Origin of the sequence: Aquabacter albus, assembly GCF_040049275.1 — a bacterium.
GTDB lineage: Bacteria > Pseudomonadota > Alphaproteobacteria > Rhizobiales > Xanthobacteraceae > Aquabacter.
This window is the reverse complement of the sequence record NZ_JBDZDT010000009.1, coordinates 118,757-133,586: the sequence shown is the minus strand read 5'-3', so window position 1 is coordinate 133,586 and position 14,830 is coordinate 118,757. Positions and strand designations below refer to the sequence as shown.

Genomic DNA, 14,830 nt, shown 5'->3' with positions numbered 1-14,830 from the left:
GCCGGCCGTAATATTTCACGGCCGGCGAGGGCGAGGCTCCGGGCGTCCCCCGCGCGCCCGGAGCCGCATGTCAGATCAGGAAGCCGCTGCCGGCGGTCGAGGTGAAGTCGAGCTGGACGACCAGATCGTTATAGTCGTGGTCGCCCCCGCCATAGAGATCTTCCCAGCCCCAGGTATTGAGGCCGTAGCTCCACAGGTGTGTGACCGGCGCGCCGTCCACGATCTCGTTGGCCGGCGCGAAGGCCCAATAGGTGTTGGCGCCGTTGGTGAGCGTCATGGCGATGATGTCGCCGGAATGGACGTCCGTGAGTTCCGTCTGAAGGAAATTCCCCCAGCCCGGCCCTTCGACGGACGTGCCGCCCTCGCTGGTCTGATAGGCGTTGGCGGCGGCTAGGGCCGCATAGCCGGCCTGGCCCGGCGCGACGCCGTGGATGGAGCCGGACAGGTCGTCCACCTTGTAGAAGCTGACCGAGACGTCATCCTCGCCGTTCTGGCGCATGCGCACGACGGCGGTCTGGTTGATGGGATCGTCCGCCATCTGCGCGACGGCCACCGGACGCGCCACCGTGATCCCCGCATAGAGGCCACCGAACGCGGCGAAGCCGTAAGACGAGGTAAGGGCGGTCTGGTAGAGGCCGAGGGCCGTGCCGTCCATCCTGGCGGACAGCGTGTCACCGGCGTTCACGTGAAGGGTCGAGACCTCTCCGTGCGCGGCGCCGTCGAGGAGCCGCACCAGATCGGGATCGAAATCCTGCTGGAGAACCTGCCCCGCAAGACGGCTCGTCCAGGCCAGCGCCGCGCTGTCCGAGACGCCCTCATAGGACTGGTCGCCGGCGGTGAAGTGGAAGGCGCCGAGGTCTCCGCTGGTCTGCACCAAGAGCGACTGGCTGGCATCGCTGCGCGCCGTCACCGCATCCTGCGCCGTTACCACATCCGGCGCGAACGGGCCGTTCATCTGGGAATGGGCGATCCAGGAAAGTGCGCGCGCCAGGAGCAGCCCGTTGGGCGAGCCGAGGCCGGTGGTGAGGTCGTATCCCGCTTCCGCATAATAGCCGATGCCGGTGGGCAGGATGAGGTCGCCGGTCGCTCCGGCATAGATCACATTGCTGTCGTCAGGCACCGGCGTCGCGCCGTCGTAAAGGTAATAGGTCGAGACATTGTTGCCGAGGGTGATGTCGTTGAAGGCGCCCGGCGCGATCGCCGCGGCGATGTAGAGAAGGTCGTTATAATAGCCGAGATAGGGCAGGCCCTGATCGTGGAACACGGCGTCGAGCTGGGCGGTGAGGGCGGCCCAGAGCGGAGTGGCGGCGCTGGTGCCGCCGGAGCCGTGGGTCAGGTTGGAAGAGCTGCCGTTCGTATAGTTTGAATTGAGCACCTCGTACCAGGAATCGCCGCCCGCCAGGGCCGCGACGTCCGGGGTGCCGCGCCCGCGTTGGGGATGGGGTCCTGCGCTGACGAGGTTCAGGCCGAAGTCGATCTGGTAGGCCGGGGCGTCCCAGGTGCTGTCGACGCCGCCGGTTCCCGCTTCGTTGCCGGTATAGTCCGGCTGCATGTACAGGCTGGCATTCTCGAAATCGGCCGGGTTCCAGGTGCCCGCGGGGTTCAGGTAGTAGACGTTCCACACCGCTTCCGTGAAGGTCTCGAACACGCTCGACGACAGGTGCGAGGGCAGGGCGCTGAGGCCTGCGGCCGTGAGGGCGAAAAGCGTCGAGGGATCTTTGTCCTTGGCCTGCGCGACGATGGTGGCGAGCGTGGCGTCACTCTCCGCCGCGCTCAGGGGGGCGATGGAGGTGCCACCGACGATCACCGCATTGGGGATGCCGTGGGTGTTCCGGACCAGCGGCGTGCCGGTTCCATATTCCGATTGCGATCCGCCATCGCCGGCCGAGAGGAACACCGAGATGTTGCGCAGCTGGGCATCCACGAACAGCTCGTAATAGGCGCGCTGGAACGGGGAATCGGGGGAGAAGCGGGCATCCTCCGGATAGGAGGAGGAGATGATGCTCGGCCTGTTGATCTGATCGAAGATCGCCTGCTGGTAGGAAGTGAAGTAGGTGTCCCCATTGTTCGAATAGAGCACCTGCGTGCTCGTGGGCACCGCATCGGCGAGAATGGAGATATCGAGGTCTATTTCCGCCGGATCCCCGCCCGTCGCGCCGTACACGCTGTTCCAGACCACTTGAAACTGCTGCTGCGTATAAGGCGCATGCCCCATATAGACGCGGTACTGGTTGATATAGGCGAAGAGATCAGCATAGCTCCCGACGTCACCTTCCACGAGGGCGATGGTCGGGGTCTGGACCGATCCGTCCAGCGGGAAATGATAAGCGGCACCGACTGCGCTCGGGGCGGCCTCAACCTTCCCTCCGGCGACATTGGCGCCGTTTCCCTGCCCGAGGATTCCCGGCGCGTCGGCTGGGTCGTCGGGATTGAGCGGAACCACATGGGTCTCGGCCGCCGCGAGCGCGTTCGACGGGATTCCTTCCTGGACCCAGATGCCATCCAGATGGGTCTGGATGCTGTCGTCGATGGAGAGGTTTCCCGCCCACGCATAATACGTGCCCCAGCCCGGCGCCGAGACCTGGAGAAGCGGGGTGTGGAACAGGTCCTCGAAGCTCTGCGGCGTCAGTTCAAGCCAGATGGTCCTGGACTCGGCGGTGGAGATATAGCCGCTCGGCGTGATGGCGCTGCCGGTGCCCGTAGTATTGGGAACAAGGCTGCCGCCGCCCGCCGCTACGATGCCGGCAACGGCTGTCGAGACCGTGTTGTAGACGCCCGGGTTGGTGCCGTAGGCGTTCGCCACTTCCGTCTGGTCGGCGAGGGCGTGCTGCCGCGTCGCCCAGTTCTCCTTGAGAAGGTCGGCCGGGTGCGTGGCGCGATCGAGCGTGAGGCCGAGATAGAGCTTCGGTGGGGCATGGACGGTAGTGGCATCGACCACGCTGACCGTGACGTCCGGTGACGCCCGGGCATAAAAGGCCTGCTGGAAGATGGACGCGATTGCGTTCAGGTCCGTGGGCGAGACCGTGCGGAGCTGTTGAAAGAGGTCGCCGCTGACGAGCTGGTAGCTCGTCATGTCGAAGAAGGTCGAGTTCTGAATTTCTGCCATGTGCCCCCGCATTCCGGCGAATGGGAGGCACTATAATTCCGCTATCGCAGCTTGCGAGCGCTATTTGCGGGCTCAGCTTCCGCCGATGAGGATGCCCGCCGCCAGGACCAGCGCGCCGCCCAGCACCACCTGGAACACCGCCCGCATGAAGGGGGTCTCCATGTAGCGGTTCTGGATCCAGGCGATGACCCACAATTCCACGAACACCACGAGGCAGGCGATAGCCGTGGCGGTCCAGAAATTCGGGATGAGGTAGGGTAGCGCATGGCCGAGGCCGCCCACGGCGGTCATGATGCCCGAGGCAAGGCCCCTTTTGATGGGCGAGCCGCGCCCTGAAATGACGCCGTCATCATGGGCCGCTTCCGTGAACCCCATGGAGATGCCCGCGCCCACGGAGGCGGCGAGGCCCACGAGCAGCGTCGTGTGGGAGTTCTGCGTCGCGAAGGCGGTGGCGAAGATGGGGGCGAGGGTGGACACCGAGCCGTCCATGAGCCCCGCAAGGCCCGGCTGAACCCAGGTGAGCACGAATTGGCGCTTCGCCTTGTCCTCTTCCTCGTGCTTCACCTCGTCGGGGCGGTTGGCGGCCTCCAGCGCCTCGGCGGTGGCAAGGTGCTGCTGCTCCTGGAGCGCGAGGTCGCCCAGCAGCTTGCGGGTGCCGGCATCCCCCGCCTTCTTCACCGCCTGGCTGTAGAAATGGGCCGCCTCGTCCTCCATCCGCTGGATTTCGGAGCGGATGCGCTCGATGCCGAGATTCTTCACGAGCCAGACGGGCCGGCGGGCATAATAGCCGGAGACGTGCTCGCGCCGGACCAGCGGGATGTGCTCGCCGAAGCGGCGCCGGAAGTCGGCGATCAGCGCCTGCCGGTGGCGGTCCTCCTCGGCGGACATGCCGTCGAACACCTGGGCGGTGGCGGGATACTCGGCCCGGACGGCCTCCGCATAGTCCGCATAGATGCGGCTGTCGTCCTCTTCGGACGAGATGGCGAGAGCGAGGATCTCCTTTTCGGAGAGGTCTGAAAACTGGCGCCGCGCGCCGAAGCCCGGAATCATGCCTTGCCCCTCGCCTGAGACGATAAATTCGTCGGCAACATATTCTGCTGCAACGATAATCGCATAACGGGCCCGTCTCTTACACGCCGTGCCTTGCCCCGCCATCCCCTCCGGGCCGCGTCAGTTTGGCCGGGCGGGATGCAACCTTGCAGGCGCTGGAGCGTTGGCGCGGCAGGAGGATGACGCAGATGGCGGGACGGTCCAAGGCTTCCGCGCGGCCGGCATCGTCGCGGCGCAATAAAGGCCCCACGCGCAGCGCGTTCTGGAAGGGCTTCCTGAAGCTGTCCCTGGTCACCTGCCCCGTCACCATGACCCCCGCCACCACCGAGAGCGGGAAGGTGCGCTTCCACACCATCAACCGGGAGACCGGCCATCGCGTGCGGGCGAGCTATTACGACCCGGACACCGACGAACCCGTGGACGAGGACGATCTGCGCCGGCTATGAGCGCTCGGAAGGCGAGTACGTGGTGTTCGAGGAAGAGGAGCTGGAGGCGGTGGCCCTGGAGAGCGCCCGCACCATCGACATCGAAAGCTTCGTGGAAGAGGCCTCCATTCCCTGGCTCTGGTACGACAAGCCCCATTTCCTGGCGCCCGACGGAGCTGTGGGGGAGGAGGCTTTTGCGGTCATCCGCGCGGCCATGGTGAAGACCGGCACCGCCGGCTTCGCGCGCCTCGTCCTGTATCGCCGCGAGCATCCGGTTCTGGTGACGCCGCGCGGCAAGGGCATGCTGCTCTGGACCCTGCGTTATGGCGAGGAGGTGCGCGAGCCGGAGAACCTCTTTCCCGGCAAGGATGAGGAGAAGGTGGACCCCCACGTGAAGCGGCTGGTGGAGAGCCTGATCACTGAACGCACCCTCGCCTGGGACCCGAAGCTCGTCACCGACACGGTGCAGGAGGACCTGCGCAAGCTCATCGCCAGCAAGGAGAAGGGCCGCAAACCGCCCCGCCGGAAAGCTGCGGCCGAGCCGGAGGAGACGGGGACGAACGTGGTGGACATCACCGAAGCGCTGCGGCGGTCGCTGGCGGCGGAGAAGGGGCGGGGGAAGACGTGAGGTTTTGTCCCCGTGTGGTGCACCGCGCTCCCTCTCCCGCTTGCGGGGGAGGGCTGGGGAGGGGGAAGTGGTGCGACGTCTCAGTCAATTGCAGCTTCGCTCTGCTTGAGGTGCCCCCTCCCTAACCCTCCCCCGCAAGCGGGAGAGGGAACGACTCGAGGGGGAGGGGAAAGCGGCGGCCGGTCATTTCGCCTTCCCGCGCGCTTTCTTCACCCCGCCATACTCCGGCAGCGGCTTTGCGGCTTTGCGGAAATCCGCCCACGGGTCGCTCTCCAGATTTGAGAGCCGCGCCACGGCGTTCAGCACCGTGAAATGCGCCGCGCCGATCTCCGGCGACAGCTCTTCCCAGGCGAGGGGCATGGAGACCGGGGCGCCGGGTCGGGAGCGGGTGGAATAGGGGGCGACCGCCGTGTTGCCGCGCCCGTTTCGCAGATAATCCACCAGGATCTTGCCCTGGCGCTTCGCTTTGGACACCACGGCGATGAAGCGGTCCGGCGCATCCTTCGCCATCTCATCCGCCACCCATTTGCTGAACGGCTTCACCGCGTCCCAGTCCGCCTGCGGCTTCAGGGGCGCGACCACGTGCAGGCCCTTGCCGCCGGAGGTCTTCACGAAGCTCTCAAGCCCGAGCGCGGTCAGCCGGGCGCGCACCTCGAACGCAGCGTTGATGACGTTGGGCCACGTCACGCCCTCGCCCGGGTCGAGATCGAAGATCACCTGATCCGGCTGCTCCAGCGCGCCGAGGGTCGATCCCCAGGGGTGGATCTCCAGCACCCCCGCCTGGACGAGGCCGATGAGCCCGTCGAGGTCGGCGACCGTGATGAGCGGGTCGCCGACCTTTTCCTTCGGGTCCTCTGCAAGGCGGATGGACTTGCTGGCGCCGCGCCAGACATGCTTCTGGAAGAAGCATTGGCCCGTAATGCCTTCCGGGCATCGCACCAGCGCCAGGGGCCGGTTAACGATGAAGGGGCTGATGAGCCGCCACACCTCGGCATAATAGTCCGCGAGGCCCGCTTTGGTGACGCCGGCATCGGGCCAATAGATGCGGTCGGGGTGGCTGAGCTTCACCTTGCTGCGGGGTGCGGGGGCCATGGCCTTTTCCCTGGTCTCGCGGACCACCTCGCGCGGGTCCTTGTCCTCGCGCAGGCCGCGGAAGGAAGTGTGGCGCAGGTTGTCGTCCGCCGTCCAGCCGCGGAACTCCACTTCCGCCACCAGCTTCGGCTCCACGAACACGGCGTCGCGCGCCGCCTCGGCGGAAAGGCGCGCCTTGAAGGGGCTGGTCTTGCGCCGCAAGGGCTGGAGCATCTGCATCAGATCGTGGGCGGTCTTGCGCGAGAAGCCGGTGCCGACCCGGCCTGCATGGGTGAAGGCGCCATCCTCGTAATAGCCGAGCACCAGGGAGCCGATGGCGTCGCGGCCGGTGGAGGAGGGGACATAGCCGGCGATCACCATCTCCTGGCGCTCGTTGCAGCGGCTCTTCACCCAATCCTTCGCGCGGCCCGAGCGATAGGGCGACTCCCGCCGCTTGGAGACGACGCCTTCCAGGCCCAGCCGGCAGGCATGCTGTTGGACCAGCGCGCCGTTCTCCTCGAAATGCACGCTGAGGCGCAGCAGGCCGGAGGCGCCGGCGAGAAGCGCGGCGAGCGCCTCCTTGCGGGCGATGAGGGGGCTTGCGCGCAGATCATAGCCGTCGAGATAGAGGAGATCGAACAGGTAAAGAACAAAGCGGTCCTTCCGGCCCTCGGAGAGGTCCGCCTGGAGCGTGGAGAAGTTCGATGCGCCGGTGCCGTCCTCCACCACCAGTTCGCCATCCATGAGGGAGGTTTCCAAGGGCAGGGCCTGGAGCGCGTCGGAGACCGCGGTGCCGAAGCGAGACGTCCAGTCGAGGCCGCCCCGGGTGATGAGCTGCACGCGGCCATCCTCAATGCGCGGCTGGAGGCGATAGCCGTCGAACTTGATCTCGTGCAGCCATTGCGCGCCTTCCGGGGCGGCCTGCATGCGGGTTGCGAGGATGGGCGGGACGAAGTCCGGCAGCGGTGCTTTCTTCGCGCCCTTGATCTTGGAAGGGTCGATGGCCGGCCCGGCTTTCGCCCGCTTGGCGGGACGCTCTTTCGGCGCGGCCTTGCCGTTTCGTTTGATAGGCCCGGTCTTGGATGACCAGCCGGGCGCCTCATGCTCCACATCGGCGATGAGCCGTCCGGTCTTCACGGATTCCGGCCGCTCTTCCAGGATGTCGGGCTCGTCCTCGGCGCGCGCGGCGGCGTCCTCGCCCTTGATGAGCAGCCAATTCTCCCGCTTCTCGCCGGGCTTGCCTTTCAGGCGCACCAGATGCCAGCGGCCGGTGAGCTTCTCGCCGTGCAGCGTGAATTCCAAATGGCCCTTCGAGAGGCCCTTCTTCGGGTCCCCGATGGGCGTCCAGGTGCCCCGGTCCCAGACAATGACGGTGCCGCCGCCATATTCGCCCTTGGGAATGGTGCCCTCGAACCCGCCATAGGCCAGCGGGTGGTCCTCCACATGCACGGCGAGGCGCTTTTCGCCGGGCACGAGGCTCGGACCGCGCGTAACCGCCCAGCTCAGGAGCACGCCGTTCAGCTCCAGGCGGAGGTCGTAATGCAGCCGCGTCGCGTCGTGCTTCTGGATGACATAGGAATCGCCGCCGGTGCTGCGGTCGGCCTCGCCGCGGGGCTCGCGGGTGCGGGTGAAGTCGCGCTTGGCGTTGTAGCGTTCAAGGGCCATGGGCTAGCTGGCTTTGCGGCGGGTGGTGGCCCTGGTGGCGGGTTTCTTTGCGGCGGGCTTCCCGGCGGCAGTCTTCTTCGCGGCCGGCTTCCCGGCCTTGCCGGCGCTCTGCCGCAGGGCGTCCATCAGGTCCACCACATTGGCGCGGGCCGGCGCCTTGCGGGGCTTGATGGGCTTGCCTTCGAGCTTCAGCTTCACCAGCTCCGTCAGGGCCGCCTCGTAGCGGTCCTCGAACTCATGCGGGTCCACGGCGCCGCGCTTGGTGTCGATGATGTGGGTGGCCAGCTCCAGCATCTCGCCCTCGACCTTGATGTCCTTGATGCCGCTGAAGCTTTCGTCCTCCGCCCGCACCTCGTGGTCGAAATGGAGCGTGGTGGCGATCATGCCGCCTTCATGGGCGTTCAGCAGCAGCATGCGGGAGCGTCGGAACAGCACCGCTTCCGCCAGCGCCGCCACGCCCTTCGCCGCCATGCCGGCGCGGATCACCGCGAACACCTTGGCGGAGACCGCATCCACGGGGGCGAGGAAATAGGGCTGGTCGAGATAGACCGTATCCACCTTGCCGCACGGGAGAAAGCCCGCCACGGAAAGGGTCTTGTCGCTTTCGGGAACGGTTGCCGCCACTTCTTCCGGCTCGATCAGGATGTGGTCGCCGGAGCCGGTCTGGTAGCCCTTCACCTGGTCTTCCCGCTCCACCACGTCGCCGGTCTCCTCGTCCACGAAGCGGCGGCGCACGGCATGGCCGCTGGTGCGGTCCACGGTGCGGAAGGAAATGCGGTGGGCGGCGGAGACGGCCGTATAGAGCCCGACCGCGCAGGACAGCTCGGCGACCTTCAGGAACCCTTTCCAGGTGGCGCGCGGTGCCACGGCGCTTCTCCGACCAAATTCACAGGGAATCGAAACGCCCAGTGGCGTGGGTCGTTCCAACCTTCGGCCCGGTTCCCGTCCGGCGAGCGCAATGCTATGCCGGAAGGCAAAGAAGGAGCGCCACAATTGCCCCCAACGGCAAGCCGCAGCACGGCCGAGAAACGCCGCCTCGATCCGAAGGCGCGGGAGGAGGCCATCGTCAAAGCCGCCATTGCGTTCTTCGCCGAGCATGGCTTCGACGGCTCGACCCGTGATCTTGCGGCGCGCATCGGCATCACCCAGCCTTTGCTCTACCGCTATTTCCCCTCCAAGGAAGCGCTGCTGGACCGGGTCTATGAGGAGGTCTACGTCCATCCCTGGAACCCGGACTGGGAGCCGGCGCTGAAGGACCGCTCCGTGCCCCTGGAGACGCGGCTCACGCGCTTCTACCAGGATTATGCGCGGGTGCTGCTGACCTATGAATGGGTGCGCCTATTCATGTTCGCGGGCCTGAAGGGCCTCGATTTCAACGCTCGCTACCTCGCCTTCCTCCGCGGCACCGCCTTCGACCTTGTTGTGAAGGAGGTGCGCCACGAGCGCGGGCTGCCCCTGGACGAGCCCATCCATGAGGGCGAGGTGGAATTGGTCTGGGGCCTGCACGCCTCCATCTTCTATATGGGCGTTCGCCGCTTCATCTACGGCATGCCGCTGCCCGCGGACCTCGATGCCGACATGGCGCTGCGGGTGCGGTCCTTCCTGAAAGGCGCGCCCGAGGCGTTCGCCACCCTCGTCCCGCCGAAGCCCCCGCGGCGTCGGAAGAAAGATATTGATCAACTGATAAATAACACTTGACGCATCGCCCCTGCGGGAGGATGTTTTATCAAGCGATCAATATGGTCGAGCCGCCCCATGAAGGCGGTGGCCACGGAGGAAGCGCCGTGCGCCGCACGGCTGAAGGAGGCGAGGATGGCGTTGTCCGGCGCTGCCGCGACGCCCAGGCGGGCGCTCATCATCGGCGGGTCCATGGCGGGATTGTTCACCGCCCTCAGCCTGCGCCGCGCCGGCTGGGACGTGCATGTCTATGAACGCATCGGCTCGGAGCTGTCCGGGCGCGGGGCCGGTATCGTCACCCATGCGGAACTCTTCGAGATCCTGAAGGCGTGCGGGGTGGACAGCGAGGCGGCGCGGGTCGGCGTGTTCGTCTCCGGCCGCCGGGTCTTCTCCCGTGAAGGCGCGCTCACCGGCGAGCTGCGCCTGGAGCAGATCGTCACCTCCTGGGGCCATCTCTACGGCCTGCTGCGGGAGGCTTTGCCGACACAGCACTATCACCACGGCCGCAACCTTGCCCGCGTGGAGGAGCAGGCCGATCGCGTGATCGCCCATTTCGAGGATGGCAGCACGGCGGAAGGCGACCTTCTCGTCGGCGCGGACGGCATCTTCTCCACCGTGCGGGCGCAGTTCGCGCCTGATGTAGCGCCCTCTTATGTTGGCTATATCGCCTGGCGCGGCCTCGTGGCGGAGACGGACCTCTCCGCGAAGACCCGCGAGGAGCTGGTGGACTATTTCGCCTTCTCCCTTCCTCCCGGCGAGCAGATGCTCGGCTATCCCGTGGCGGGTGAGAACGAGGCCATGGAGCGCGGCCAGCGCCGCTTCAACTTCGTCTGGTATCGCCAGGCGCCGGCGGAGACGGTGCTGCGCGATCTCCTCACCGACACGGACGGGGTGGAGCACGCCCTTTCCATCCCGCCCAACAAGATCCGCCCCGAGATCGTCGCCGCGCTCCGGCACACGGCGCGGGAGACGCTCGCTCCCCAGTTCGCCGAGGTGGTGGAGTGCACGCACCAGCCCTTCATCCAGGTGATCCAGGACCTCGCATCGCCCCACATGGTGTTCGGCCGGCGCACGGTCATCCTGGGCGATGCCGCCTTCGTGGCCCGGCCCCATGTGGGCATGGGCGTTACCAAGGCGGCGGGCGATGCGGCGGCACTGGCCGATGTGCTGTCCCAGATCGACGACATCCCGGCCGCCCTTGAGGCCTTCAACGCCAAGCGCCGTCCCTATGGCGCCGCCGTGGTGCGCCGGGCCCGCCAGCTCGGCGCCTATATGCAGGCGGAGCTTTCGACCGAGGAAGACCGCATCGCTGCCGAGCGCCACAAGCAGCCCGAAGCCATCATGGCCGAGACGGCGGTCAATACAGGCATCGCAGCCTGACGAGGATGGAGGACGAGACCATGGACAAGCACGTCATCCGCGACTGGCCGAAGGCCCCCGCCCAATGGCCCGAGGCGCTGCGCGCCCGCTTTGAGGCCCGCGCCGGCAATGGCGAGGTGGGCACGCGCCTCGTCTCCCAGACCGAGCGGGTGCGGGTCTGGACGCTGACCCTGAAGCCCGGCGAGAGCATCGATTTCCACACCCATGTTCTCGACTATTTCTGGACCTGCCTCACCGGCGGCTCTGCCCGCTCCCATTATGGCGACGGGCGTATCGTGGACGTCACCTACGAGCCCGGCGAGACCCGGCATCTCGGCTTCAAGGCCGGGGAGTTCATGACCCACGATCTGGAGAACCGGGGCACCGCCGACATGGTCTTCACCACGGTGGAATTCCTCGACAGCCCCAATGCTCCGCTGCCGCTGGCGCCCTCCGTCCTGGACGGCCTCACCCAGGCGGCGTGATCGGGTTCTCAGCCCTCTCCCCCCTAGGCATTCCCTCTCCCGCTTGCGGGGGAGGGTTAGGGAGGGGGAAAAGGTGCTCACCGCAGATCCGGATGCGGTGTCCTGCTTGAAGAGCCCCCTCCCCAGCCCTCCCCCGCAAGCGGGAGAGGGAGCCGTCAGGCGTGTCGCAACATTCAGGCCGCGTCTTGCGGCCATTGATGTTGCCCCAGGCGTCGCCTCGAACATAAGGTAAGCTTGCTTTTCGATCCGGCGGGCCTATTGCCGGATCGGCGCGCGGCACGGGGCTGGGGCGCCTGCCGCGGGACGGGGTTGGGATGACAGAGTTTGCACCGCAGATCGTCGTCGCGGGCCTCGTGGCGGTGTTCCTCATCGCCTTCTGCAAGGGCGCCTTCGGCGGCGGGCTCGCGGTGGTGGGCATCCCGGTCCTGGCGCTGGTGATGGACCCCGTGGACGCAGCGGTGGTGCTGGCACCGCTTCTGCCGCTCATGGACATCGCCACCCTCAAGGTGTTTCCGCCGCGCACCTGGTCCATCCCGGACGTGACCTGGGTGGCGGGCGGCGTGTTCTCGGGCATGATCGCAGGGGCGCTCCTATTCGCCGGCCTGCCGCGCGACGTCACCGGCGCCCTCATCGGCGCCGCCATCCTCATCTTCGCGCTGCGCTATCTCATCGTGCGGTCGCAGCCGGGGCCGCCGCTGGGGGTTTCCCCGCCGCGCGGCTTCTTCTGGGGCACGCTGGGCGGGTTCGCCACCTTCCTCGCCAATGCCGGCCAGCCGCCGGTGGCGATCTATCTGATGCGCCGGCAGCTCACCAAGACCACCTATGCCGGCACCATGTCGGCCATCTTCATGATCGCCAACATCACCCGCCTGCCGCTGCTGGCAGGGCTCGCCTTCGCCAGGCCGCATCTGCTGCTCTACTCGGCGGCGCTTGTGCCGGTGATCCCGGTGGGTGCCTATCTGGGCAAGCTGCTGCATGACCGGCTGGATCGCGAGCGACTGTTCTCCTTCGTCTATCTCATGCTCGTGATCGCCGGCGCGAAGCTGCTGGGCAGCAGCCTGGGCCTCATCCCATGAGGCGGGACAAGGCGGGCTGATGCGCTCCGGGCTCACCCTCCTTCTGGCGCTGGCCGGCGGTGTCGCCGTCGCAAACCTCTATTATTCGCAGCCGCTGCTCGGCCCCATCAGCGCGGCGCTGGGCATCTCGCCCGCCGCCGCCGGGCTCGCCATGACGGTGACGCAGGCGGGCTACGGGCTCGGCATGGCGCTGGTGGTGCCGCTGGGGGACCGCTTCGAGAACCGCAGGCTCATCGTCTGCGCCTTCTCGGTGGTGGCGGTGGCCTTGCTGTGCGCCGGGCTGGCGCAGAATGCGGCGACTTTCCTCGCGGCGGCCTTGGTGATCGGGCTCGGCGCCTCGGTGGCGCAGGTCATCGTGCCCTTCGCCTCCCACCTCGCGACGCCGGAGGAGCGGGGGCGCACCGTGGGCAATGTGCTCGCCGGCCTGATCATGGGCATGATGGCGGCCCGCCCCCTCTCCAGCCTGGTTGCCGACGCCTATGGCTGGCGCGCCATCTTCCTCCTCTCGGCCGGCCTCGTGGCCCTGATGGCGCTGGGCCTGTCCATCCTTGCGCCCAGGCGCCAGCCGCCGCCGGGCTTCCGCTATCGCACCCTTCTGCGGTCCATGCGGGAGCTGTTCCGCGCAAACCCCGTGCTGCGGCGCCGGGCGGTGGTGCAGTTCTTCCTGTTCGGCGCCTTCACCTTGTTCTGGACCGCCATCCCCCTGCTTCTGCTGAGCCCGGCCTATGGCCTGAGCCAGCGGGGTGTCGCCCTGTTCGCGCTCATCGCCGTGACCGGCGCCGTCGCCGCGCCCATCACCGGCTGGGCGGCGGACCGGGGCTGGAGCGTTGCGGGCGCGCTCATCGCGCTCTCCGCCTCCGCTTTGTCCTTCGTGCTCAGCTTCTTCGGAGAGGCGGGAACTTTCGTGAGCCTGGCCTGCCTCGTGGCCGCCAGCGTGCTGATCGATTGCGGCGTGGCGGCGAGCCTCGTCATCAGCCAGCGCATGATCTTCACCTTAGGAAGCGATGCGCGCAGCCGCCTCAACGGCCTCTTCTACACCATCTTCTATTCCGGCGGCGCGGTGGGTTCGGCCGTCGGCGCCTGGGCCTATGTGGTGGGCGGCTGGTCCCTCGTCTCGGGCATTGGGCTTGCGATGACGCTTGTGGCGGGCGCGCTCCATCTCCTGGAGCCGAAGGGCCGATGAAGCCGCCTCTTTCATTGCGCCGCGCCGGCATGCCACCTTATGCGCAAAGGCAGCATCCGCCCGCTTGGCGCGGGGGCGGGCGTGAAGCGCCAGAAAACCGGACGGGACGGCCGTGGCCGAAAGCTTGAGAGAAATCCGCCTGTTCGTGGCGGCCTATGAGGAACGCTCCTTCACCGCGGCGGCGCATCGCGAGCACGGCACCCAGTCCGGCGTCTCGCAGCATATCCGCAAGCTGGAGGAGCGGTTCGGCGTGCGCCTGTTCTCTCGCGAGAAGGGCCGGGTGACGCCGACCCCTGCGGGCGATGCCTATTATAGCCGCTGCGTGGAGATGCTGCGGCTGCACGAGGCCACCCACCAGTCCATGATGCTGTTCGGGCACGGCGTTTCCGGCGACATCGCCGTGGGGCTGATGCCCACCATGACGCGCGTGACGCTGGCCCCCGCCATGCGGCGCTTCATCAAGGATTATCCCAACGTCTCCATCCGCGTGGTGGAGGCGTTCAGCCCCATCCTCACCAACAGCGTGCTGAACGGGGAGATGGACTTCGCCATCGTCCCCTCCATCCCCGGACGGCCGGGCTTGAAGACCCAGCATTTCCTCACCACCCATGAGACGCTGGTGAGCCGGCTGGACCCGGCGTCCCACCTGAAGCCGGTGCACATGGCCTCCCTCGGCCCGCTGAAGCTGGTGCTGCCCTCCATCGCCAATACGCGCCGCACGCTGATCGAGACCTATATCGCCTCCAACGGCGTGCAGATGGAGCGCATGCTGGAGATGGATTCCATGATGGGCACGCTGGACTTCGTCGCCTCGTCCGACTGGCGCACGGTGGTTCCCGCCATCATGCTGGCGGCGGACATCGACCTGCTGCCGCTCTCGGTCCAGCCCATCGTCGATCCGGTGGCGCCGCTCAACCTCGTCCTCATCGAGCCTTCGCGTCATGTCATCTCCCCGCCGGCCGCCGCTTTCCTGGAGCTGTTGCGGGAGGAAGCGGAGCGGCTGAACAAGTTCTGGGAAGGGTATTTTTGATCGGTGCTTCCCGCTTTGGGGACTGCTGCAATATCCGACCGAGTCCCGGAAGGGTTCTCACCTCTCCCCGAGGGG

At 67.2% G+C, this 14,830-nt stretch carries 10 protein-coding genes and 1 pseudogene; 7 read left to right on the top strand and 4 right to left on the bottom strand.

Going from position 1 to position 14,830, the window contains the following annotated elements; all coding sequences use genetic code 11:
• Nucleotides 1-70 precede the first annotated feature (70 nt).
• Nucleotides 71-3,106: a DUF4114 domain-containing protein gene (locus ABLE91_RS22855; RefSeq protein ID WP_348934589.1), complete on the bottom strand. Its 3,036-nt coding sequence runs from the start codon at nucleotides 3,104-3,106 to the stop codon at nucleotides 71-73.
• 72 nt (nucleotides 3,107-3,178) lie between these two features.
• Nucleotides 3,179-4,156 carry an iron exporter MbfA gene (mbfA, locus tag ABLE91_RS22850; RefSeq protein WP_348934588.1) on the bottom strand — a complete coding sequence of 326 codons (978 nt, stop codon included), beginning with the start codon at nucleotides 4,154-4,156 and terminating at the stop codon, nucleotides 3,179-3,181.
• A 179-nt stretch (nucleotides 4,157-4,335) separates the two neighbouring features.
• On the opposite strand from mbfA, the pseudogene ku (ABLE91_RS22840) reads away from it, so the two are divergent.
• Nucleotides 4,336-5,209, top strand: a pseudogene (gene ku / locus ABLE91_RS22840) (non-homologous end joining protein Ku).
• A gap of 183 nt (nucleotides 5,210-5,392) precedes the next feature.
• Here the strand turns inward: ku (ABLE91_RS22840) and ligD are convergent.
• Together ligD and ku (ABLE91_RS22830) are read right to left on the bottom strand one after the other, a co-directional pair.
• Complete coding sequence (gene ligD, locus ABLE91_RS22835) at nucleotides 5,393-7,945, bottom strand: DNA ligase D (protein WP_348934585.1); 2,553 nt, start codon at nucleotides 7,943-7,945, stop codon at nucleotides 5,393-5,395.
• A 3-nt stretch (nucleotides 7,946-7,948) separates the two neighbouring features.
• On the bottom strand, nucleotides 7,949-8,812 hold the full coding sequence (gene ku / locus ABLE91_RS22830) for a non-homologous end joining protein Ku (protein ID WP_348934584.1): 864 nt from the start codon (nucleotides 8,810-8,812) through the stop codon (nucleotides 7,949-7,951).
• A gap of 126 nt (nucleotides 8,813-8,938) precedes the next feature.
• Here ku (ABLE91_RS22830) and ABLE91_RS22825 point away from each other — a divergent pair, with 126 nt between their 5' ends.
• The 6 genes from ABLE91_RS22825 (at nucleotide 8,939) to ABLE91_RS22800 (ending at nucleotide 14,755) form a co-directional block, all read left to right on the top strand.
• Nucleotides 8,939-9,643 (top strand): TetR/AcrR family transcriptional regulator, encoded by a 705-nt coding sequence (locus tag ABLE91_RS22825; protein ID WP_348934582.1) that lies wholly within the window; start codon nucleotides 8,939-8,941, stop codon nucleotides 9,641-9,643.
• 114 nt (nucleotides 9,644-9,757) lie between these two features.
• Nucleotides 9,758-11,002: an FAD binding domain-containing protein gene (locus ABLE91_RS22820; protein ID WP_348934580.1), complete on the top strand. Its 1,245-nt coding sequence runs from the start codon at nucleotides 9,758-9,760 to the stop codon at nucleotides 11,000-11,002.
• Between the two features lie 20 nt (nucleotides 11,003-11,022).
• The gene (locus ABLE91_RS22815; RefSeq protein ID WP_348934578.1) at nucleotides 11,023-11,466 is read left to right on the top strand and encodes a cupin domain-containing protein; all 444 of its coding nucleotides are present in this window, start codon (nucleotides 11,023-11,025) and stop codon (nucleotides 11,464-11,466) included.
• Nucleotides 11,467-11,780: 314 nt separating this feature from the next.
• Nucleotides 11,781-12,542: a sulfite exporter TauE/SafE family protein gene (locus ABLE91_RS22810; protein WP_348934577.1), complete on the top strand. Its 762-nt coding sequence runs from the start codon at nucleotides 11,781-11,783 to the stop codon at nucleotides 12,540-12,542.
• A 19-nt stretch (nucleotides 12,543-12,561) separates the two neighbouring features.
• Nucleotides 12,562-13,725 (top strand): MFS transporter, encoded by a 1,164-nt coding sequence (locus ABLE91_RS22805; RefSeq protein ID WP_348934575.1) that lies wholly within the window; start codon nucleotides 12,562-12,564, stop codon nucleotides 13,723-13,725.
• A gap of 112 nt (nucleotides 13,726-13,837) precedes the next feature.
• The gene (locus ABLE91_RS22800) at nucleotides 13,838-14,755 is read left to right on the top strand and encodes a LysR family transcriptional regulator (RefSeq protein ID WP_348934573.1); all 918 of its coding nucleotides are present in this window, start codon (nucleotides 13,838-13,840) and stop codon (nucleotides 14,753-14,755) included.
• The last annotated feature ends 75 nt before the right edge of the window (nucleotides 14,756-14,830 follow it).

What these genes read in the sequence shown, in the direction of transcription:
- ABLE91_RS22810 (WP_348934577.1), top strand. Translation starts at nt 11,781, where the DNA reads ATGACAGAGTTTGCACCGCAGATCGTCGTCGCGGGCCTCGTGGCGGTG.
- ABLE91_RS22815 (WP_348934578.1), top strand. Translation starts at nt 11,023, where the DNA reads ATGGACAAGCACGTCATCCGCGACTGGCCGAAGGCCCCCGCCCAATGG.
- ABLE91_RS22855 (WP_348934589.1), bottom strand. Translation starts at nt 3,106, where the DNA reads ATGGCAGAAATTCAGAACTCGACCTTCTTCGACATGACGAGCTACCAG.
- ABLE91_RS22805 (WP_348934575.1), top strand. Translation starts at nt 12,562, where the DNA reads ATGCGCTCCGGGCTCACCCTCCTTCTGGCGCTGGCCGGCGGTGTCGCC.
- mbfA (WP_348934588.1), bottom strand. Translation starts at nt 4,156, where the DNA reads ATGATTCCGGGCTTCGGCGCGCGGCGCCAGTTTTCAGACCTCTCCGAA.
- ligD (WP_348934585.1), bottom strand. Translation starts at nt 7,945, where the DNA reads ATGGCCCTTGAACGCTACAACGCCAAGCGCGACTTCACCCGCACCCGC.
- ABLE91_RS22820 (WP_348934580.1), top strand. Translation starts at nt 9,758, where the DNA reads ATGGCGTTGTCCGGCGCTGCCGCGACGCCCAGGCGGGCGCTCATCATC.